The following is a 19,718-nucleotide window of genomic DNA, read 5'->3' as shown; positions in this document are numbered from 1 at the left end:
CGCCCTGGTGACGGACTCACTGTTCGCCCGCGTTGTCCTTGTCGTGTGAGCCGGGGATGACCGCCTCGGTGAGGACCTGCGATGGCGTCTTCGCACCGCCATGCAGCTTCGCCTTGCCGGTGAAGGTGATCTCGCCTTCGCGGTGCATCCGCTCGACCATGTGCGGGTAGTGCAGCTCGAACGCGGGCCGCTCGGACCGGATCCGGGGCAGCTCGGTGAAGTTGTGCCGAGGCGGCGGGCACGAGGTGGCCCACTCCAGCGAGTTGCCGTAGCCCCACGGGTCGTCCACCGTGACGATCTCGCCGTACCGGTACGACTTGAACACGTTGTAGATGAACGGCAGGGTCGACGCGCCCAGGATGTAGGCACCGATGGTGGAGATCGTGTTCAGCGTGGTGAACCCGTCGGTGGACAGGTAGTCGGCGTACCGGCGGGGCATACCCTCCGCGCCCAGCCAGTGCTGCACCAGGAACGTGCCGTGGAAGCCGATGAACGTGGTCCAGAAGTGGAGCTTCCCCAGCTTCTCGTCCATCATCCGGCCGGTCATCTTCGGGAACCAGAAGTAGATCCCGGCGAAGGTCGCGAACACGATCGTGCCGTAGAGCACGTAGTGGAAGTGCGCCACCACGAAGTAGGAGTCCGACACGTGGAAGTCGATCGCCGGGGCGGCGAGCAGGACACCGGTCAGACCGCCGAAGAGGAACGTGACCAGGAAGCCGATCGTGAAGATCATCGGCGTCTCGAAGCTCAGCTGCCCCTTCCACATGGTGCCGGTCCAGTTGAAGAACTTCACGCCGGTGGGCACCGCGATCAGGAAGGTCATGAACGAGAAGAACGGCAGCAGCACGGCGCCGGTCGCGTACATGTGGTGCGCCCACACCGCCACCGACAGCGCGGCGATGCCCAGCGTCGCCCAGACCAGGCTCTTGTAACCGAACATCGGCTTACGGGAGAACACCGGGAGGATCTCCGATGCGATGCCGAAGAACGGTAGAGCGACGATGTACACCTCGGGATGGCCGAAGAACCAGAACAGGTGCTGCCAGAGGATCACACCGCCGGTCTCCGCGTCGAACAGATGCGCGCCGAGGTGGCGGTCGATGAGCAGGCCCATCAGCGCCGCGGTGAGGATCGGGAACGCGATCAGGACCAGCAGGCTGGTGACCAGGATGTTCCAGGTGAAGATCGGCATCCGGTACATGGTCATGCCGGGCGCCCGCAGGCAGATGATCGTGGTGATCATGTTGACCGCGCCCAGGATGGTGCCCAGACCCGACACGACCAGCCCGGAGAGCCACATGTCGGCGCCCACCCCGGGCGAGTGGATCGCGTCCGACAGCGGGGTGTAGGCGAACCAGCCGAAGTCGGCCGCGCCGCCCGGGGTGAGGAACCCGGCCACCACGATGATGCCGCCGAACAGGTAAAGCCAGTAGGAGAACGCGTTCAACCGCGGGAACGCCACGTCGGGCGAACCGATCTGCAGCGGCATGATGAAGTTCGCGAACCCGAACAGGATCGGTGTCGCGTACAACAGCAGCATGATCGTGCCGTGCATGGTGAACAGCTGGTTGTACTGCTCATTGGACAAGAACTGCTGTCCCGGGCGGGCCAACTCGGTGCGGATCAGCATGGCCATCGCGCCGCCCACCATGAAGAAGGCGAACGACGTGATCAGGTACATGATGCCGATCTGCTTGTGGTCCGTCGTGCGGAACAACCGCAGCACGAACGAACCCTTAACCGTCTCCCGCGCCGGGTAAGGTCGCGTGGCGATCGGCTGGGGGGCTACGGCTGTCACTCCCTGCCTCCAAGACTTCGTGGTGGTCACCGGCGTTCGGATCGTATCCCTCGCCATCAACGGGGTTGTGCACCGGCTGGGAGGATCTGCCGATGACCGACCGATTCACGGCCGCCGGACTCGCCGCCGCGGTGGCGGTGGGGCGCCGCCTCGGCCTGCCCCACGACGACCCTCAGGTCCTCGCCACGAAGGCGAATGTGCTGGTCAGAATGGGTCCAGTGGTCGCACGGGTGCCCGCGACGACGCTGCTCGCGCGCGCCGACACCGCCCAGCGGCTGGCCTGCGATGTGATCCTTTCTACATTTCTCGCCGACCGTGGCGCACCGGTCGTGGCGCCCTGGGAGGACCCCGGACCACACTTCGCCAATGGGTTGCCGGTCACGTTGTGGCCTTTCACACGCCACGACCCCGGCCATCGGTTCACGCCCGCGGAGGTGGCGGCGGCGTTGGCGGAACTGCACGGGCCGCTGCGCGAGTTCCCCGGCAAGCTGCCCACCGGCCCGGTCACCGAAGTGCGCCGCTGGCTGGACCGGCTCGACGGTGACGTGCCGGTCGCCCGGCTGCGCGAGATCCTCGACGAGCTCGTGCTCGAGGGGCCGGTCCAGGCGCTGCACGGCGACGCGCACGTGGGGAACCTCCTGGCCACCCCGGCCGGCCCGCGGTGGCTCGACTTCGAGGACACCTGCCGCGGCCCGCTGGGCTGGGACCTGGCCTGCCTGGCGCTGAGCGGCCGGGTCGACGGGAGGGCAGCCGTGGCCGCCTATCCGGGCGAGATGCCCGATCTCGCCCCGTTCCTGACCCTGCGTTCGCTGCTCGCCGTGTGCTGGCGGTTCGTGGTGGCGAGAAGGTTCCCGGAGCGGCTCGGTGAAGCGCACGCCGCGCTCGCGGAATTCGTCGGCACGTCCGGATAGCGCGACGCGGACGGTCACTGGGGGCCGGCGCCGGCTTCGTTTTCGATCCGGTGCTGCTCCACCAGTCCCTCGAACTGGTCGGTGTCATCCTCGTTCACCGAAACCGGCCGGGTCTCGCCCGCGATGGCACGTACCCGCCCTGCCACGTCCGCGGCCTGTCCTACGGTTGCGTAGATGCCCAGAATGAGGGCGACGGTCTCCTCCTCATCGCCGACAATAAAACCCCATGGCACGTCACAGGGGCCCGCGTGCATCTCGTCGGCGCACAAAGCTCGCGCTATCGGGGCTTGCAACGCGAGCGCCTCCTCACCGTTCGCGAACCCGTGAATCCGGACTTCGTACAGACGGCGCATCTCCAACGCCACGGGCCCTCCACCCCCGATACCGAAACAGCCACTCGAAGGCTAGCGCATCCATGATATTGACGGATTCGCAATCCAGGGACGACCCAGATCTTTCCTGGATACCACCGGCGAAAAGACCGCAGTTGTTCGATATGTCGACGTGGGACCTCATCCGCGAGAAGGGGAGACGATCAGCATCCGTGACGCATCGCCGACCGGGTTTCAACCCGGCCAACTGCTTCAGGCCAAGTGACTGTTGGGGGCATCAGATATCGGTGACCAGTTTTACGGGCTGTCCGGCCCGACCGGCCACGGTCTCGAAATCGCGGTCATCACACAACACGGTGAGACTTTCCTGCTCTGCGGTGGCAGCAATCAGCAGGTCAACAGGGCCGGCCGACCGATGTTTTCCGGTCTCCGTGAGTCGCTGCTGAACCTCGGCCGCGCGCTGCCAGGCGTGGTCACTCATCGGCACCCTGCCGAACAAATCGTGGAGCAGCCGCACCTTTTCCAGACGATCCGAAAGCGACCGCGCGGAAAAGAGGAATTCCAACTCGACAACCGGACAGGTCGCGACGACACCGGCGATAAGCTGATCTGACCACGCGCTCCGAAGCTTGGGCTCCCGCAAAATCCGGCATCCGAGATACCTAGTGGCTAGGTCGGGTAGTTCGTTCGCTCAACCGGAGAAGCGGCGTTCCCACCACGACACGATGGCATCGGAAACCGCGCCGGGGGCTTCGAGCGGGGTCAGGCGGGCCGCGCCGGCGATGACCACCAGTTCGGAGTCCGGCAGCGCGTCCGCCATCGCGCGGGCGGCTTCGGGTGGGGTCAGCGAGTCCTCCTCCCCCACCACGACCAGCGTGGGCACGTCAAGGCCGGTGAGCACGTCGAAGGAGTCCGGCCGGGCGGCCATCGCCCGCAGTGCCCACGCCACCCCCGAGGGCGACTGTGATTCGATCAGGTCGCGGACACTCCGTGTGACGTCGGCTGGGGCCTTGTCCGACAGCAGGTTCGGCAGCATCGAGTCGGCAAGCCAGCCCCCGATCCCTTCGGACTCCGCCCGTTCCGCCGTGACCAGGCGGTTGCGGGCGGCCTCCGGCGAGTCGGCGCTCGCCCGTGTGTCGATCAGCACGAGCCCGCCGACGCGTTCCGGAGCGATCCGAAGAAGCGCCATGGCCACGTAGCCGCCGAGGGAGCAGCCACCGAGCACGACCCGGTCCAGCTGCAGCTTGTCCAGCAGAGCGAGCAGATCTCGCGCCGCGTCCGCGAGGCCGGGCTCGCGGACGGTGTCGGGCAACGGCGTGCGGCCAAGACCGCGCTGGTCCGGGGTGATGAGCCGGATTCGGGCCGTCAGCGATTCGCGGAGCGGGTTCCACATCCGCGCGTCGAACGGGTACGCATGCAACAAGACGAGCGGCAGATCGGCCATGCGCCCATTGTGACCGACACCGCCGCGACGGCCGTGCTGTGACGCGGCTGCGCGGTGATCAGCGGCGGCGGGTGGGACCGCGACGCGCCCGTGCTTCCCAGCACCCGCGGTGCCAGTGCCGCCGGTCGGCCACCGAGCCGGTCTCGTCAGCCGGCCACGCCACCACGTGCGGCGTGCCCGGCCGGATCTCATGGTCACAGCCGGGACACCGGTACACCTTCACCGCCTGCGCGCCCGGCACGGTGCGGACCAGCCAGTCGCCGTCCGAAGCGGCCTCCGCGCGGGCCCATCCCGCGGTCGCTCCGGGGTCGCGACGATCGGAATGGGCGGCGCGCTGGGGCCGGTTACGTCGGGGCACGTGGCCCACGGTAACCGCCTACTCGACCCTCCGGCCACGAGCATGGCACGTCCAAATTGGACCTTGGCGGCGGAGGTGCGTGGCCGGAAGCGGGACGCCTCCGCCGCCGCCACGGTCATTGCGCGATCTTGCGGGGGAAGGTCAGCGCCACCAGGAAGGTCACACCCGCGATCAGTGTGGAGGCGACGAACGCGGCGGTCATGCCGGTCACCAGGGTCTGCGCGGCGGGGCCGACCACATCCCTGGTCGCCGAACCGAAAACGGTGACCAGGATCGCCAGGCCGAGCGTGGCCCCCAGTTGCTGCATGGTCTGCAGCACGCCGCCCGCGGCCCCCGCGTCCCGCGCCTCGACCGTGCCCATGATCATCACGTTGAGCGGGGTGAAGGCCAGGCCCATCCCCACGCCCGTGAACAGCATCGACAGAAACAGCGTCGGGAAGTACGCGGTGTGCACGCCCAGCCCGGTGAGCAGCGCAAGCCCGCCGGCCATCAGCACGGTGCCCACCACCGCCAGCCGTTTCGGGCCGACCCGCGGCAGCAACCGCGGCATCAGCCGGCTCATCGTGAAGACCAGCAGCGCCATGGGAAGGAAGGCGAAACCGGTGCCGAGCGCACCCAGGCCGTTGACCTCCTGCAGGTACTGGCTGAGGAAGAAGAACGTCGACATACCCGCCATCGGCCCGAGCAGGAAGTTCAGGTATGCCTTCAGCCGGGTGCGGTCGGCGAACAGCCGGAGCGGCATCATCGGGTGCGCCGAGCGGATCTGGACGATCAGGAACGCGGCGAGCAGGGCCACGCCGGCGGCCAGCCAGACCAGGGTCGGGCGGTCACCCCACCCGGCGGACGCGGCATGGATGAACCCGTACACCAGCGCGCCGACACCACCGGTCGCGGTGACCGCGCCGAGCAGGTCGAGGCGGGACGGGTGCCGTTCGGGTTCCGGCACGAAGCGGGCCGCGAGCACGACGATGGCGACGCCGACGGGCACGTTGATGAACATCACCGAGCGCCAGCCCAGCCACTGCGTGAGCAGGCCGCCGAGAATGAGCCCGACCGCGAACCCGGCGCTGGACATTCCCGAGAACAGCGACAGCGCGCGCATCCGCTCGCGGGATTCGGTGAAGGTCGTGGTGAGCAGGGCGAGGGTGCTCGGTCCCGCGGCGGCGCCGCCGACGCCCTGCAGGATCCGGGCGAGGATGAGCCAGGTCGGGGACTCGGCCAGGCCACCGGCGAGCGAGGCCAGGGTGAACAGGGAGATTCCCGCGATGAACACCCGGCGCCGGCCGAACAGGTCACCGGCCCGCCCGCCGAGCAGCAGCAGGCCGCCGAAGACGAGCGTGTAGGCGCTGAGCACCCACGACAGGCCGGCAGCGCTGAAGTTCAGGTCGGACCGGATCCGCGGCAGCGCCACGTTCATGACCGTGGCGTCGAGCACGATCATCAGCTGGCAGGTGAGCAGGGTCGCCAGCACAATGCCGGGCCGCTGCCGGGTTTCGGCCGGTGGAGCGTTTACGGACAGGGTTGTTCCAGACAAGAAGTGCTCCATTGGGGTTCACGAAGTAAGCGGACAGGCTCTCCACTTCCGCTGGAGCTATCATATGGAGAAGCTCTCCGGATGCGCAACCCAATCCGGAGAATCTGTCCGGTTGAGTCAGGAGGCCGCCGATGACAGCACCCCGGCCGATGCGCGCGGACGCGCGCCGGAACTACGAACGGATCGTGGCCACGGCCCGGGAGGTGTTCCTCGACCAGGGGCCGGAGGCACCGCTGGACGACATCGCCCGTAAGGCCTGCGTCGGGGCCGGCACCCTCTACCGCCACTTCCCGCGCCGCGAAGACCTGCTGGAGGCCGTCTACAGCGACGACATCAAGCGGCTCAGCGACCTGGCCTACCAGTTGCTCGAGGAGCACGAGCCTCGTGAAGCGCTGGCGCTGTGGATGCGCGAGCAAGTCGGCTTCGCCCTGCGGAAACGCGGGCTCGCGACGGCGCTGAAGGCCGCGATGGACTCCGACTCGGCGACCTTCAAGCTGTGCAAGATCGTGATGGCCGAAGCGGTCACGGCGATCCTCGACGCCACGCAGAAAGCCGGTGTGGTGCGCACCGACGTGGAGCCACGCGATCTTCTCCTGCTGGCCCACGGCGTGGCCGTGGGCACGGAGGCGAATCCGAGCGCCACCGAGCGCCTGCTCAACGTCACCCTGGACGGGCTGAAGCCGCAAACATAGCAGCCGTGCCGACGCTATTCCCGGTAGGCGACGGCGAGGGGGATCAGCCGTTCGGCATCGGTGATGGAACCGTGTTGACCGACCAGGGCCGACTCCTCCGGCTCGGCCTGGCGTCGCAGCATGCCGAACCCGCCGCGGGCCAGCACGAGCACGTCCCCGATCCTCGGCCGCACCCGCTCGCTCACCGCCGGGCCGAACCAGCCCGCGGCGATCGCCTCCTCCCTGGTCACCACCCAGGCCCGGTCGCCGAACGTTTCGCGCCAGGCGGCCAGCACGTCCGCCGTCGCGCCTTGTCCACTGTAGACATGACGGGCGCGCACCTCGCCACCGATGTCGCGGACGCCGTCGAACAGTTCGGGCATCCGGTCCAGATCCACCACGGTGCCGTCCATCCTCACCATGCCGTGATCGGCCACCACGGCGAGCAGCCGGCCCGGCGGCAGACCGTCCACAACGGACTCGACCAGCCGGTCGACCTGGCGCAGCTGCATCCGCCAGGCGGTCGAGGACGGGCCGTAGAGATGGCCGAGCAGATCGAGCCGGCCGTGGTAGGCAAAGCAGAAGCCACCCGCACGCCCCAACGCCTCCAGCGTGGCCGCGGCGAGGTCGCCGAACGCATGAACGCCGACGTAACGGGCACCGCGCTGAGCGGCCCTGGTCAGGGCCGAGCGGGCGAACCGCGCGTCGGACACCACGCGGGCATCGACGCCGGCGGCCACCGCCCGGTCGAACGTGGTCGGCAGCGGCTGGACGTCCTCGGGCCGGAGGATTCCCGCCAGGTCCGAGCCGTCCGGATGCCGGCGCCAGCGGAGCGCGTTGATGACACCGGTCCCCGGCACGTCGAAGGTGTAACCGACCATCCCGTGCTCGCCGGAGCGCAGGCCGGTGCCGATCGCGGACAGTCCGGCGACCGTCGTGGACGGGAAACCGACCTGCAGGGGTGTCCGCCGCAGCGAGGCCAGCACCGGCGCTTCGGCGGCGTGCTCGTCGAGCAACTCCCAGCCCAGGCCGTCGACCAGCAACACGCAGGCCCCGGAAAACTCGCCGAGGCCGAGGGTGTTGGTGAACTCGCCGACGCCGAGCACGGCGAGCACCGACGGCACCACCTCGGCGAGATGCGGCCGATCGTCCACGATTGGCAGTTCCACAACCCTTAGTTTGTCAAAATTTTCTGGCCTTGTCGGATATCAGGTCGACAACTCACTGGTCAGTGGGTGTAGTCGTGGAATCCCTTGCCGGTCTTGCGCCCGAGACGGCCCGCGGTGACCAGGTGTCCCAGCAACGACGCGGGCGCGAAACCGGGTTCGCTGAACTCCTGGTAGAGGGTTCGCTGTATCGCCAGTGAGACGTCGAGGCCGACCACGTCGAGTACCTCGAACGGCCCCATCGGCAAGCCGCAGCCCACCTTCATCGCGGTGTCGATGTCCTCGACCTGCGCGTAATTCGCTTCGAGCATCTTCACCGCGTCGTTGAGGTACGGAAAGAGCAACGCGTTCACGATGAAACCGGCGCGGTCGGTGCAATGCACCGGATGCTTGCCAGCCGCGGCGCAGACGGCGTGCGCGGTGGCCACCGCCTCGGGCGCGGTGGCGATCGTGGCCACCACCTCGACCAGCTTCATCACCGGAGCGGGGTTGAAGAAGTGCAGCCCGACCACGTCCGGCATGCGACCGGTCGCGGCGGCGCAGTCGATGACCGGCAGGGACGACGTCGTCGTGGCCAGGATCGCGCCCGGCCGGGTCACCCTGTCCAGCGCGGCGAAGACCTCGCGCTTGACCATGAGTTCCTCGGCGACCGCTTCCACCACGAGGTCCACTTCGGACAGTGCTGCGAGGTCGGTCACCGGCTCGATCTTCTCCAACGCCGCCCGGCCGGCCACTTCGGACAGCTTCCCCTTGCGCACCGCCCGGCCCAGCGAGCCGCTTACCTTCTCCAGCGCGGCTTCGGCCTTGTCCCGGGTTCGAGCGCGCAACACCACGTCGTACCCGCACTTCGCGAAGACCTCCGCGATGCCGGCCGCCATGGTCCCGGCGCCGACCACGCCCACCCGGCCGACCTCGCGCACCATTGCGGAATCCACTGTGGACAGCGGGACCGCGTCGACGACGACCGGCGAGTCCTTCGCGTCGTAGGTGTAGAACCCCCGGCCGCTCTTGCGGCCGAGCAAGCCCGCGGTGATCATCTGCTTGAGCAGCGGGGTCGGCGCGTGCAGCCGGTCGCGTGACTGGTGGTACATCGAGTCGAGGATCTCGTAGGCGGTGTCCAGCCCGATCAGGTCCAGCAATGCCAGTGGGCCCATCGGGTACCCACAGCCGAGCCGCATCGCCGCGTCCAGGTCCTCTCGGGTCGCGTAGTGCTGCTCGAGCATCCGCACCGCGTGGTTGAGATAACCGAACAACAGCGCGTTGGCGATGAACCCGGCCCGGTCGCCGATCACCACGGGTGTCTTGCCGAGGCGCTCGGCGAAGGCGACCACCTGGGCGGTCACGTCCGGCTCGGTGACCACGGTGCGGACGATCTCCACCAGCTTCAGCACCGGTGCGGGGTTGAAGAAGTGCATCCCGACGACCTTGCCCGGCCGCGAGGTGTGCACGCCGATCTCCGTCACCGACAACGAAGAGGTGTTGGACGCCAGCACCACCTCCGGGCCGACGATCTTGTCCAGTTGCGCGAACACCTCGGCCTTGCGGTCCAGGCTTTCCGGCACGGCCTCGATCACGAAGTCCACATCGGCGAGGTCAGTGAGCGCGGTGGTGTAACTGATGCGCTCCAGCAGCGCGGCCCGGTCCGCCGGGTCCAGCTTGCCACCGGCCACCGCCCGTTCACTGGAGCGCTCGATGTGCCGGCGGCCGCGGGCCATCCCGTTCCGGTCGAGCTCGACGCCCACGACGTGGAGGCCGCACCGGGCGAGCACCTCGGCGATCCCCGAGCCCATCGTGCCGAGTCCGACCACTCCGACGCGCGCGATCACCATGGCGACCTCTCCAGTTACCCACTGGTAACCCAACCATGGTGCCACGACCGGGCATTTCGCGCGAACGCGAACGATTTTCCTGCCCCGCCACCCGCGGAGCCACGCAAGGCTTCCGAAGAGTCTTCAGCTCGACGGCAACTGCGGCCAGGCTTGCGCCGCCATCGCGCGCACGATGGCGCACGGGTCCTTGCCGCCCACATTGCTCAGGTTCACGTAGGTCTCGGCGACCGCGACCTGGCCGTCCTTCGCCCCGGGAGCGGGACCGATCACCGTGTCGACCAGGCAGAAGGCCGGACTCGTCGGGGTGACCGTCGACGACCGGTTGCCGATCGTCTCCGTGGTCGTCCGAGGCAGCGCCTCCGGCGGCTTGTCGATATAGAACCACAACGCCGCGCGTACGCCGATACCCGAGTTCGACCACCGGCAGCGATGCTTCGACGGGTTCTGCTCACGCTGCAGCGGCAGGCCGGTCTGCTGTTGCACCAGCGAGTCCGGGATGAGCGTGCACGCATCGACCGTGCCCAGCGATCCCGGGGCGAAGGTGAGGTGCGTGACCTTTTTCTGCGTCACCGCGGTGACCACGCCGTTGAACACAGCGGTGGCCATCGAGCACAGGTCCTCGCTGCTCACACTGCCGGACGGATTGTCCAAATAGGAGTAGATGTCCAGGTCGATACCGTCGGGAAAGGACAGGAAGTAGGTGCAGCTGCCGTACCCGCCGCCGAGGTCACGCTTCGCGACCAGACCGCGCGGCAACGTCTTGGTGGGGTCCGGTACCCGGCCAGGTTGCGGGCCCTTGGCCAGGAAACCCAGCTCTATGTCGACCTTCTGGCCATGGAGCTGTCCCTCCACATAACAGTCGTCGTACGACGACACGGGCTCGCTCACGTCGGTGACCCCGGCGCCCTTGGCCGCCTGGGCATCGAACATGCTGCAGTAGTCGATCGTGGTCAGATCGCCGAACACGGCACTGGCGGTCAGCGGCGTCCTTTCCTCCTGAATCTGACGCGCCACCGCCTGATTCGGCGACGCCGACCCCGTGATCGTCGTGGTACACCCGGCAAGCACCAGCGCAACCGCGCACAGGGCAAACGCCCCCAGATACCGAGCCATCTCGCGCATCCTCCAGTCCGAACGATTTCCGCCTTGGGTGGCGCTCAATTCAACGGCAGTTGCGGCCAAGCCTGGTTCGCCATCGCGCGGGCGACCGGGCACGCGTCCTCCAGACCGCCCAGGGAGACGTAGATCTGGGCGACCGAAACCGCACCATTCTTCGCCCCTGGAGCGGGGCCGAGCACCGTGTCGATCTGACAGTAGTCCGGAGGCGACGCGTTGACGATCGACGAGCGGTTGCCGATCGTCTCGGTGGTTGCCGGCGGTGTCGCCGCCGGTGCTTTGTCGATGTAGAACCACAACGCCGCACGCAAGGCGCGATCCGTGTTCGCCCACCGGCAGCGGTGTTTCGACGGGTTGGCCTCACGTGGCAACGCCACGCCGGTCCGCTCGTGCAGCACGGCGGCCTGCTCGCGCACCAGGGAATCCGGGATCAGCGTGCAGGGGTCGACCGTGCCCAGCGATCCGGGCGCGAAGGTGAGGTGGGCGACCTTCTTCTGCGTCACCGCGGTGACCACACCGTCGAGCAGAGCGGAGTCCAGCGAGCACAGGCTCTGGGAGATCCCGGTTTCGGCCGCTGACGAACCTTCCTGGCCATCTTCAAGGTAGGAGTAGATGTCCAGGTCGATGCCATCCGAAAAGGACAGGTAGTTGCCACAACTGCCGTACCTGCTGGTGAGATCGCGCTTCGCGACCAGACCGTGCGGCAGTGTTTTGACGGGGTCCTTCATCCGGTTGGCCTGCTGGTCCTTGTCCAGAAAACCCAGCTCGACGTCTATCTTCAGGCCCCGCAACTTGCCCTCCACATAACAGTCGTCGTACGACGACACGGGCTCGCTCACGTCGGTGACCCCGGCATCCTTGGCCGCCTGGGCATCGAACATGCTGCAGTAGTCGATCGTGGTCAGATCGCCGAACACGGCACTGGCGGTCAGCGGCGTCCTTTCCTCCTGAATCTGACGCGCCACCGCCTGATTCGGCGACGCCGACCCCNTGATCGTCGTGGTACACCCGGCAAGCACCAGCGCAACCGCGCACAGGGCAAACGCCCCCAGATACCGAGTCATCTCGCGCATCCTCCAGTCATGCCGGACGCGCGAGTTGTGACGATCAGCGCGCCGATGTATCAGAGACGTTGCCGGGCTCGTCGAAGTTCCGCTCCGCGAGGTCTTTTATCGCCTGCAGGGCCTGCCCGGCCTGCGCCCCGCGCGCGGAGATCTCGAGGCGGTCGCCCTTGCGTGCGCCGAGCGCCATCAGCGCCAGCACGCTGCGCGCGTCCTCCTCCTTCTCGCCCAGCCGGACCCGGACCTCCGCGTCCAGCTTGGCCACGCTCCGGGCCAGCAACGCGGCCGGCCGGGCGTGCAGGCCGATCTCGTTGGTGAGCACCAGGTCCAGTTGTTCCGTGCCCGCCTCCGCGGGCACGGCCTCCGGCGCCTGGGCGCGCGTACCACCCGCGGCCACCGCGGCCGCCACCACACCGTCCCGGGTCGTCCCACCCTGGGCGGCGACCGCGGCCGCGACCGCGCCCTCCACGAACGGCGCGTCGGCGAGCACCGCGACCGGGTCGTCCAGCGACTCGACCACCAGCTCGGCGGTCATCTGCGCGCTGCCCAGGTCGTAGAGCAGCACCACGCCGTCACCGGAATCGGCCCGGGCGACCGCCGCCGCGACGGCTTCGTAGTCGGTGCCGATACCGCCGTCGGGCAGGCCGCCGGCCGGAACGAGCGTGACGTCCGGAGCCATCTGCGCGGCCACCTCCGCCAGTCCTTCGGCGAGCTTGGCGCTGTGGGAGACCAAAACCAGCCCGACGCTCATCGGGCCTCCGCCAACGCACCGAGGATCAAGGCCGTGGATCGTGCCCCTGGATCGAGGTGACCGGCGCTGCGCTCACCGAGATAGGACGCTCTTCCCTTGCGCGCCACCATGTCCACAGTGTCCTCCGCACCCTTCGCGGCCGCGGCGGCCGCGGCCGCGAGCACGGCGGTCACGTCGGCGCCCGTTTCGCCCACGGCGGCCTCGGCGGCGGCGACCGCGGGGATCAGCGCGTCGACCATCGTCTTGTCCCCCGCCACGGCCTTTCCGCGCGCCTGCACTCCCTCCAGGGCCGCTCGCAACGCGGTCGCCACGGCCGGGCCGTCCATCTCCTCCACGGCACCCAGCGAGGTCGCCGCGCGCAGAAAAGCCGTACCGTACAACGGTCCCGCGGCACCGCCGACCTTGGAAATCAACGTGGTCGCCGCCAGCTTCAGCACCGCGCCAGGGCCATCCGGCACCTTGTCCTCCAATGTGGACACTATGGCGGTGAAGCCCCGGTTCATGTTCTCGCCGTGGTCACCATCGCCGATCGCCCGGTCGAGCTCGATCAGCTCGATCCGGTGCTCGGCGATCACCCCGGCGGCGGCATGCAGCGCACCCGCGATGTCCTCGGCGGTGCATCCCATGTCAGACCCCCCATCGCAAGGCCGGCGTGTGAACCGGCGCGTCCCACAGCTCGATCAGATCGTCGTCCAGTCTCAGCAGGGTGAGGCTGATGCCCTGCATCTCCAGGCTGGTGATGTAGGGGCCGACCAGCCGCCGCGCGACGGTGATGCCGCGTTCGGCCAGCAGCCGCTCCGCTATGCCATGCGCCAGGTACAACTCGATCGGCGGGGTGCCGCCCATCGAGTTGGTGAACAGCAGCACCCGGTCGCCGTCGGCGAACGGCAGGTCCTCCACCACCGCGTCGAGCATCCGCGTCACCAGGGCCTCGGCCGGTTCGGCCTTGATCCGCTCGCGGCCGGGCTCACCGTGGATGCCGATGCCGAACTCGATCTCGTCCGCGCCGAGGTCGAAGCTCGGCGTGCCGACATGCGGCACCGTCGGCGCCGCGAGCGCGACCCCGATCGAACGCACCTGCCCGATCACCTGGCGCGCCAACGTTTCCACGACGTCCAGCGAGTCACCACGCTCGGCCGCGGCACCGGCGATCTTCTCCAGCAGCACCGTCCCGCCCACGCCGCGGCGTCCCGCGGTGTACGTCGAATCCGCGACGGCCACGTCGTCGTCGATCACCACGCTTCGCACGTCGAGACCGTCCGCCGCGGCCAGCTCGCCCGCGGTCTCGAAGTTGAGCACGTCTCCGGTGTAGTTCTTCACGATCAGCAGCGCACCGGCCTCCCCCGTGGTCGCCTCGACCGCGGCCTGCACGGCATCCGGCGTGGGCGAGGTGAAGACGGCGCCCGGGACGGCGGCGTCCAGCATTCCCCGCCCGACGAACCCGCTGTGCAACGGCTCGTGCCCGGAGCCGCCACCCGAGATCACCGCGACCTTTCCGGACACCGGAGCGTCCGCGCGGATCACCACCGCCGGGTCCTCCCGCACCCGCACCAGGTCGGCATGCGCGGCGGCGAGGCCACGCAACGACTCGGTGACCACCGTGGACGGATCATTGATGATCTTCTTCATCGTGCTCGCCTCCGTTGGCTGCGCTCCTGGACCTTGTTATCACGTGCGCGGCAGTTTGGGGAGCACAGAACGGATGATCTTGGTCGCTTGCCGCGGACACCGTCCGAAGTGTCAGTGTTGTTCAGAACGTGTGCGGGCAGCCAGGCCGTGACATCCATCGTCGCCCGCCGGTTTACCGCGAGGGCGGCCTGCCTTCCCGCCCCCGTGCAGTGCTGTGGTGCGTTGCGCGGGTGCTCATCTCACGTTTTCAATGGTGTTCTATCAGTACTCACTGACGATAGCCTCGCCGCCGTCGTCCCGCTCCGGACAACGCTGCTATTCGCCGTTGGGCGGCTCGTCGGGCACGCGGATCGGCCGCAGCACCGTCCACAGTACGAACAGGGCCGCGAAGACGAGCATGCCGATCCCGGCCCACAGGTTGATGTTGACGCCGGCTGCCTTCGCGACCTGGTGGGCCGGCGTGAACGCCAGCCCCATGACGGTCAGGACCAGACCGTAGACCCCGATCAGCAGCGCGATGATCATCCGGACGTCGAACGCGGCCCGGTGGGTGCGCGGGGGTTCGTCAGCCATGAGTGCTCCTAGAAGATGACGTTCAGCGCGATCACGAGGGCCAGAGCGATGCCGGCGAGCAGGCCCGGCCTGCGGTACCAGCCGGCGTCCTCACCGGTGGTCGCGTGCTGCCGGGCCGTCTTGGGGGTCAGCGAGTAGACCAGGCCGACCAGTTCCGTATCGGCCTTCGGCTTGGTGGCAACGGTGACCACCACGCTCACCACGATGTCCACCACGAACGCCACCGACGCGGCGATGAAGCTGGTGCCCTGGCCGGGCAGCGTGAACACGCCGACCTTGCTGAGCACGAACACCGTGACCGCCGAGGCCGTGCCGAGCACGAGCCCGGACCAGCCGGCGTGCGGGGACATTCGCTTCCAGAACATGCCGAGGATGAAGGTGGCGAACAACGGCGCGTTGAAGAACGAGAACAGCGTCTGCAGGTAGTCCATCAGGTTCGAGTACGACGAGGCGATGAACGCCGTGCCGATGGCCAGAATGGACGCTGCGGCGGTGACCCCGCGGCCGAAGTTCAGGTAGTAGCGGTCCGACCGGTCCTTCCTGAGGTAGGTCTGCCAGATGTCGTAGGTGAACACGGTGTTGAACGACGACAGGTTCGCCGCCATCCCCGCCATGAACGAGGCGAGCAGACCGGCGACCGCGATGCCGAGCATGCCGTTGGGCAGCAGATCGCGCATGAGCAGCAACAGCGCGTTGTTGAAGGTCGCCCCGCTCGGAGCACCCTTGCCGGCTATCAGCGCGGCCTTGTTCTCGCCCATCAACTCGGTCACCGTGACCGCGGCGATCATGCCCGGAATGATCACGATGAATGGTATGAACATCTTGGGAAACGCGCCGATGATCGGCGTCCGGCGGGCGGCGGACATGCTCTTCGACGCCATCGCGCGCTGTACCTCGACGAAGTTCGTCGTCCAGTAGCCGAAGGAAAGCACGAACCCGAGGCCGAAGACCAGGCCGAGCACCGACAGGAAATTGCTGGTGAACCCGGTGAGCTGGTTGCCGGGCCACGAGTGCAGCTGCGCCGCGCCGCCCGGGCCGTTGGTCACCTTGTCGACCAGGCCCTGCCAGCCGCCGACCTTGACCAGGCCGACCACGGTCAGCGGCACCAGCGCGGCCACGATGACGAAGAACTGCAGCACCTCGTTGTAGATCGCGGCAGACAAGCCGCCCAACGCCGTATAGGTCAGCACGATCAGCGCGGCCACCACGATGGACAACCAGATCGGCCACCCGAGCAGCAGATTGACCACACTGGCCAGCAGGTAGAGGTTGGCGCCCGCGATCAGGATCTGGGCCAGCGCGAAGCTGATGCCGTTCACCAGGTGCGCCGCGGAGCCGAAGCGTCGCCGCATGAACTCGGGCACGCTGCGCACCTTGGAGCCGTAGTAAAACGGCATCATCACGATGCCGAGGAACAACATCGCCGGGATGGCGCCGATCCAGAAGTAATGCGCGGTGGGCAAGCCGTACTCGGCCCCGTTGGCCGACATGCCCATGACCTCGACCGCCCCGAGGTTCGCCGAGATGAACGCCAGCCCGGTCACCCAAGCCGGCAGCGAACGACCGGACAGGAAGAAGTCGAGACTGCTGGACACTTGTTTGCGGGCCAGATAGCCGATGCCGAGCACCAGCACGAAATAGAACGCGACCAACACGTAGTCGATCACATGCGCGTCAAGTCGCAGGTTCGCTGCGGCCAGGACATGCACCGGCGTACCTCCGGAGTCAACATCATCTAACAGGTGAGGTGACAACCGAACGTTACTACCACGTAGTCGATCGTGCTGACCATAAGCGCCCGAGCAGGCCGACTTCCTCAGCCCTCAGGGCTCCTAGAAGCCGGCGTTCAGGGCGATCGCGAGAGCCAGGACGACGCCGGCGAGCAGGCCTGGCCGGCGGTACCAACCGGCGTCCTCACCGGTGGTCGCGTGCTGGCGGGCCGCCTTCGGGGTCAGCGAGTGCACCAGGCCGACCAGTTCGGCGTCGGGTTTCGGTTTGGTGACAAGGGAAACCACCACGCTCACCACGATGTCCACCACGAACGCCACCGCCGCGGCGAGGAAGCTGGTGCCCTGGCCGGGCAGCGTGAACACGCCGACCCGGCAGAGCAGGAAGATCACGACGGCGGCAGCCGTGCCGACCACGAGACCGGACCAACCCGCATGCGGCGACATCCGCTTCCAGAACATGCCGAGGATGAAGGTGGCGAACAACGGCGCGTTGAAGAAGGAGAACAACGTCTGCAGGTAGTCCATCAGGTTCGAGTACGTCGACGCGATGAACGCCGCGCCGATGGCCAGGATCGCCGCCCCTGCCGTGACCCCGCGCCCGGTGGCCAGGTAGTAGCGGTCCGGACGGCCCTTCTTCAGGTAGGTCCGCCAGATGTCGTGGGTGAACACGGTGTTGAACGAGGACAGGTTCGCCGCCATCCCCGCCATGAAGCAAGCGAGCAGACCGGCGACCGCGATGCCGAGCACGCCGTTTGGCAGCAGATCGCGCATGAGCAGCAACAGCGCGTCGTTGAAAGTCACCCCGCTCAGCGCATCCTTGCCCGCCAGACGGTGTCCAGACGCGCCTGGCGAGCCAGCCGGCGACCGTCGACCCCGGACCTGGCCGCGAACTCCAGAACCAACCGGGGCCCGGCTGCCAGCACGGTGCCCGGACTCACGGTCACGATCGTATTCCGGCGGCGCCGACCGAGATGTCGCTCGGGGGCGGGTCAGAACAGACGGAACTCGTCGGAGTCGGTGCCGCGCAAGGCGTCGTAGTCCAGCACCACGCAGCGAATGCCCCGGTCCTCGGCGAGCGTGCGGGCCTGCGGCTTGATCTGCTGCGCGGCGAAAACACCCTTCACCGGCGCCAACAGCGGATCACGGTTGAGCAACTCCAGGTACCTGGTCAACTGCTCGACGCCGTCGATCTCACCGCGCCGCTTGATCTCCACCGCGACACTGGCCCCGGCCGAATCCCGGCACATGAGGTCCACCGGGCCGATCGCGGTCGGGTACTCCCGGCGCACCAGCGACCACCCTTCGCCGAGCGTGGTCACGTGCTCGGCAAGCAACTCCTGCAGGTGCGCCTCGACGCCGTCCTTCTGCAAGCCGGGATCGACACCCAAGTCGTGCTTCGAGTCGTGCATGATCTCGTCGATCGTGATGACGAGCTTCTCACCGGCCTTGTTCTGCACCGTCCAGATGTCCGGGTCTTCAATCAGCCAGCACGGCGGCGACATCCAGTTGAGAGGTTTGTAGGACCCGCCATCCGAGTGGACGAGAACCGAGCCATCGGCTTTCACCATGAGCACCCGATTGGCCATCGGCAGATGCGCAGTCAACCGGCCGACGTAGTCGACCTGACAGCGGGCGACGACGAGCCTCACCGGGCCCACCCCCTCGGCCGGACGGCCATGGGCAGGTGGGCGGTCAGCCGGCCGGCGTAGTCGATCTGGCAGCGAGCGATGACGAGAGGCACCCCGCAGAGGGTAATGGGAACGGCCAAGATCGCCCCCAGTCGGGGTGCGGGGGCGGAGAGTGTGGACGCTTGCCCCCAGCTCCCCCGGCCGGGGGTGTGGCGCATGTCCGGAAGACGCCGACGGCTCGGCACACTTGTACGCGTGGATCCCATACAGCAGCTGAACTCGGTCGAGGTGTATCGCAACCACTGGATGACGGTCCGGGAGGACGGCATCCGGCGGCCCGATGGGTCCAGCGGCGTCTACGGCGTGGTGGACAAGCCGGACTACGCGCTGGTCATCCCGATGGACGGCGACCGGCTGCACCTGGTCGAGCAGTTCCGGTATCCGGTCGGGCTGCGCCGCTGGGAGTTCCCCCAGGGCACCGCGCCCGATCTCGCCGAAGTGCCCGCCCACGAACTGGCGGCCCGCGAGCTGCGTGAGGAGACCGGGCTGATCGCGGGCCGGCTGGAGGAGCTCGGCCTCCTCGATGTCTGCCCCGGCATGTCCAGCCAGCGTGGCCGGGTCTTCCTGGCCACCGAGCTCACTGCCGGACCGCACGAGCGGGAGCCTGAGGAGCAGGACATGCGAGCGGCGTGGTTCGCCCGCGACGAGTTCGAGAAGCTGATCGAGCAGGGCGAGATCACCGACGCGCAGTCGATCGCCGCCTACGCACTACTCCTGCTCCGCGAACGCCGCCCGTAAGACCGCCCCACCCGCCCCCAGAACTCGGCCGCCCGAACCCGGAACTCGGCCGCCCGAACCCGGAACTCAAGTGCCCGAACCCGGAACTCAGGTGCCGGAACGCGGAACTAAAGTGCCGGAACCCGGAACTCGCAGTCCCCAACCGGGGACACACCGGGCTCCGGCGTGTCCCCGGTTCAGGCAGGCGTGTCCCCGGTTCAGGCAGGCGAGTCCCCGGTTCAGGCCCGCGTGTCCCCGGTTCAGGCCCGCGTGTCCCCGGTTCAGGCCCGCGTGTCCCCGGTTCAGGCAGGCGTGTCCCCGGTTCAGGCCCGCGTGTCCCCGGTTCAGGCAGGCGTGTCCCCGGTTCAGGCCCGCGTGTCCCCGGTTCAGGCCCGCGTGTCCCCGGTTCA

General features: G+C 68.1%; 19 protein-coding genes and 1 pseudogene. 3 read left to right on the top strand and 17 right to left on the bottom strand.

Translation table 11 applies throughout. The features are described 5' to 3' along the window. Positions 1-16: 16 nt before the first annotated feature. Positions 17-1,798 carry an aa3-type cytochrome oxidase subunit I gene (gene ctaD, locus A3CU_RS0135065; RefSeq protein WP_027946154.1) on the bottom strand — a complete coding sequence of 594 codons (1,782 nt, stop codon included), beginning with the start codon at positions 1,796-1,798 and terminating at the stop codon, positions 17-19. Between the two features lie 92 nt (positions 1,799-1,890). On the opposite strand from ctaD, the gene A3CU_RS0135060 reads away from it, so the two are divergent. After that, positions 1,891-2,709, top strand: a complete 819-nt coding sequence (locus A3CU_RS0135060; protein WP_027946153.1) for a phosphotransferase — start codon at positions 1,891-1,893, stop codon at positions 2,707-2,709. A gap of 14 nt (positions 2,710-2,723) precedes the next feature. Here A3CU_RS0135060 and A3CU_RS0135055 read toward each other — a convergent pair whose 3' ends face one another. The 5 genes from A3CU_RS0135055 to A3CU_RS0135035 all read right to left on the bottom strand — a co-directional run bounded on the left by A3CU_RS0135055 (position 2,724) and on the right by A3CU_RS0135035 (position 6,377). Further along, complete coding sequence (locus A3CU_RS0135055; RefSeq protein WP_027946152.1) at positions 2,724-3,074, bottom strand: hypothetical protein; 351 nt, start codon at positions 3,072-3,074, stop codon at positions 2,724-2,726. Between the two features lie 244 nt (positions 3,075-3,318). Next, positions 3,319-3,684 (bottom strand): PIN domain nuclease, encoded by a 366-nt coding sequence (locus A3CU_RS51845; RefSeq protein WP_211246601.1) that lies wholly within the window; start codon positions 3,682-3,684, stop codon positions 3,319-3,321. A 48-nt stretch (positions 3,685-3,732) separates the two neighbouring features. Continuing rightward, positions 3,733-4,485, bottom strand: coding sequence for an alpha/beta fold hydrolase (locus A3CU_RS0135045; protein ID WP_027946150.1), 753 nt, complete (start codon positions 4,483-4,485; stop codon positions 3,733-3,735). 58 nt (positions 4,486-4,543) lie between these two features. Further along, positions 4,544-4,843 (bottom strand): hypothetical protein, encoded by a 300-nt coding sequence (locus tag A3CU_RS0135040; RefSeq protein WP_027946149.1) that lies wholly within the window; start codon positions 4,841-4,843, stop codon positions 4,544-4,546. Between the two features lie 115 nt (positions 4,844-4,958). Next, positions 4,959-6,377 (bottom strand): MFS transporter, encoded by a 1,419-nt coding sequence (locus A3CU_RS0135035; RefSeq protein ID WP_281174185.1) that lies wholly within the window; start codon positions 6,375-6,377, stop codon positions 4,959-4,961. A 131-nt stretch (positions 6,378-6,508) separates the two neighbouring features. Here A3CU_RS0135035 and A3CU_RS0135030 point away from each other — a divergent pair, with 131 nt between their 5' ends. Then, entirely contained in the window at positions 6,509-7,069 is a 561-nt protein-coding gene (locus tag A3CU_RS0135030; RefSeq protein ID WP_027946147.1) for a TetR/AcrR family transcriptional regulator, read from the top strand. A gap of 14 nt (positions 7,070-7,083) precedes the next feature. Here the strand turns inward: A3CU_RS0135030 and A3CU_RS0135025 are convergent, their stop codons facing one another. The 11 genes and pseudogenes from A3CU_RS0135025 to nucS all read right to left on the bottom strand — a co-directional run bounded on the left by A3CU_RS0135025 (position 7,084) and on the right by nucS (position 18,552). Continuing rightward, complete coding sequence (locus A3CU_RS0135025) at positions 7,084-8,217, bottom strand: alkaline phosphatase family protein (RefSeq protein WP_027946146.1); 1,134 nt, start codon at positions 8,215-8,217, stop codon at positions 7,084-7,086. Positions 8,218-8,276: 59 nt separating this feature from the next. Further along, entirely contained in the window at positions 8,277-10,043 is a 1,767-nt protein-coding gene (locus A3CU_RS0135020) for a 3-hydroxyacyl-CoA dehydrogenase family protein (RefSeq protein ID WP_043843661.1), read from the bottom strand. Positions 10,044-10,166: 123 nt separating this feature from the next. Further along, positions 10,167-11,156 carry a hypothetical protein gene (locus A3CU_RS0135015; RefSeq protein ID WP_027946144.1) on the bottom strand — a complete coding sequence of 330 codons (990 nt, stop codon included), beginning with the start codon at positions 11,154-11,156 and terminating at the stop codon, positions 10,167-10,169. 1,110 nt (positions 11,157-12,266) lie between these two features. Continuing rightward, complete coding sequence (gene dhaM / locus A3CU_RS0135005; RefSeq protein ID WP_027946142.1) at positions 12,267-12,971, bottom strand: dihydroxyacetone kinase phosphoryl donor subunit DhaM; 705 nt, start codon at positions 12,969-12,971, stop codon at positions 12,267-12,269. Beyond that, positions 12,968-13,597: a dihydroxyacetone kinase subunit DhaL gene (dhaL, locus tag A3CU_RS0135000; RefSeq protein ID WP_027946141.1), complete on the bottom strand. Its 630-nt coding sequence runs from the start codon at positions 13,595-13,597 to the stop codon at positions 12,968-12,970. Before dhaL ends, dhaM begins: the two co-directional genes overlap by 4 nt. A 1-nt stretch (position 13,598) precedes the next feature. Further along, positions 13,599-14,600, bottom strand: a complete 1,002-nt coding sequence (dhaK, locus tag A3CU_RS0134995; RefSeq protein ID WP_027946140.1) for a dihydroxyacetone kinase subunit DhaK — start codon at positions 14,598-14,600, stop codon at positions 13,599-13,601. A gap of 315 nt (positions 14,601-14,915) precedes the next feature. Beyond that, positions 14,916-15,173 carry a hypothetical protein gene (locus A3CU_RS0134990; RefSeq protein ID WP_027946139.1) on the bottom strand — a complete coding sequence of 86 codons (258 nt, stop codon included), beginning with the start codon at positions 15,171-15,173 and terminating at the stop codon, positions 14,916-14,918. An 8-nt stretch (positions 15,174-15,181) separates the two neighbouring features. Beyond that, a complete protein-coding gene (locus tag A3CU_RS0134985) occupies positions 15,182-16,882 on the bottom strand; it encodes a sodium:solute symporter family protein (RefSeq protein ID WP_027946138.1) in 1,701 nt (566 codons plus the stop codon). Between the two features lie 123 nt (positions 16,883-17,005). After that, positions 17,006-17,731: pseudogene (locus tag A3CU_RS48305) on the bottom strand (sodium:solute symporter family transporter); the annotation flags it as partial. Beyond that, on the bottom strand, positions 17,710-17,841 hold the full coding sequence (locus A3CU_RS55295; RefSeq protein ID WP_281174184.1) for a hypothetical protein: 132 nt from the start codon (positions 17,839-17,841) through the stop codon (positions 17,710-17,712). The pseudogene A3CU_RS48305 and the gene A3CU_RS55295, both read right to left, overlap by 22 nt. A 51-nt stretch (positions 17,842-17,892) precedes the next feature. Beyond that, positions 17,893-18,552 (bottom strand): endonuclease NucS, encoded by a 660-nt coding sequence (nucS, locus tag A3CU_RS0134975; protein WP_027946137.1) that lies wholly within the window; start codon positions 18,550-18,552, stop codon positions 17,893-17,895. 234 nt (positions 18,553-18,786) lie between these two features. Here nucS and A3CU_RS0134965 point away from each other — a divergent pair, with 234 nt between their 5' ends. Then, positions 18,787-19,329 carry an NUDIX domain-containing protein gene (locus A3CU_RS0134965; protein ID WP_027946135.1) on the top strand — a complete coding sequence of 181 codons (543 nt, stop codon included), beginning with the start codon at positions 18,787-18,789 and terminating at the stop codon, positions 19,327-19,329. Positions 19,330-19,718 lie beyond the last annotated feature (389 nt).

It is taken from the genome of Amycolatopsis taiwanensis DSM 45107 (assembly GCF_000519205.1).
Taxonomy (GTDB): domain Bacteria; phylum Actinomycetota; class Actinomycetes; order Mycobacteriales; family Pseudonocardiaceae; genus Amycolatopsis_E; species Amycolatopsis_E taiwanensis.
This window is presented reverse-complemented; position numbering and strand designations above follow the sequence as displayed.

What these genes read in the sequence shown, in the direction of transcription:
- A3CU_RS0135060 (WP_027946153.1), top strand. Translation starts at nt 1,891, where the DNA reads ATGACCGACCGATTCACGGCCGCCGGACTCGCCGCCGCGGTGGCGGTG.
- A3CU_RS0135045 (WP_027946150.1), bottom strand. Translation starts at nt 4,485, where the DNA reads ATGGCCGATCTGCCGCTCGTCTTGTTGCATGCGTACCCGTTCGACGCG.
- A3CU_RS0135030 (WP_027946147.1), top strand. Translation starts at nt 6,509, where the DNA reads ATGACAGCACCCCGGCCGATGCGCGCGGACGCGCGCCGGAACTACGAA.
- A3CU_RS0135020 (WP_043843661.1), bottom strand. Translation starts at nt 10,043, where the DNA reads ATGGTGATCGCGCGCGTCGGAGTGGTCGGACTCGGCACGATGGGCTCG.
- A3CU_RS0135015 (WP_027946144.1), bottom strand. Translation starts at nt 11,156, where the DNA reads ATGGCTCGGTATCTGGGGGCGTTTGCCCTGTGCGCGGTTGCGCTGGTG.
- dhaM (WP_027946142.1), bottom strand. Translation starts at nt 12,971, where the DNA reads ATGAGCGTCGGGCTGGTTTTGGTCTCCCACAGCGCCAAGCTCGCCGAA.
- dhaL (WP_027946141.1), bottom strand. Translation starts at nt 13,597, where the DNA reads ATGGGATGCACCGCCGAGGACATCGCGGGTGCGCTGCATGCCGCCGCC.
- dhaK (WP_027946140.1), bottom strand. Translation starts at nt 14,600, where the DNA reads ATGAAGAAGATCATCAATGATCCGTCCACGGTGGTCACCGAGTCGTTG.
- A3CU_RS0134990 (WP_027946139.1), bottom strand. Translation starts at nt 15,173, where the DNA reads ATGGCTGACGAACCCCCGCGCACCCACCGGGCCGCGTTCGACGTCCGG.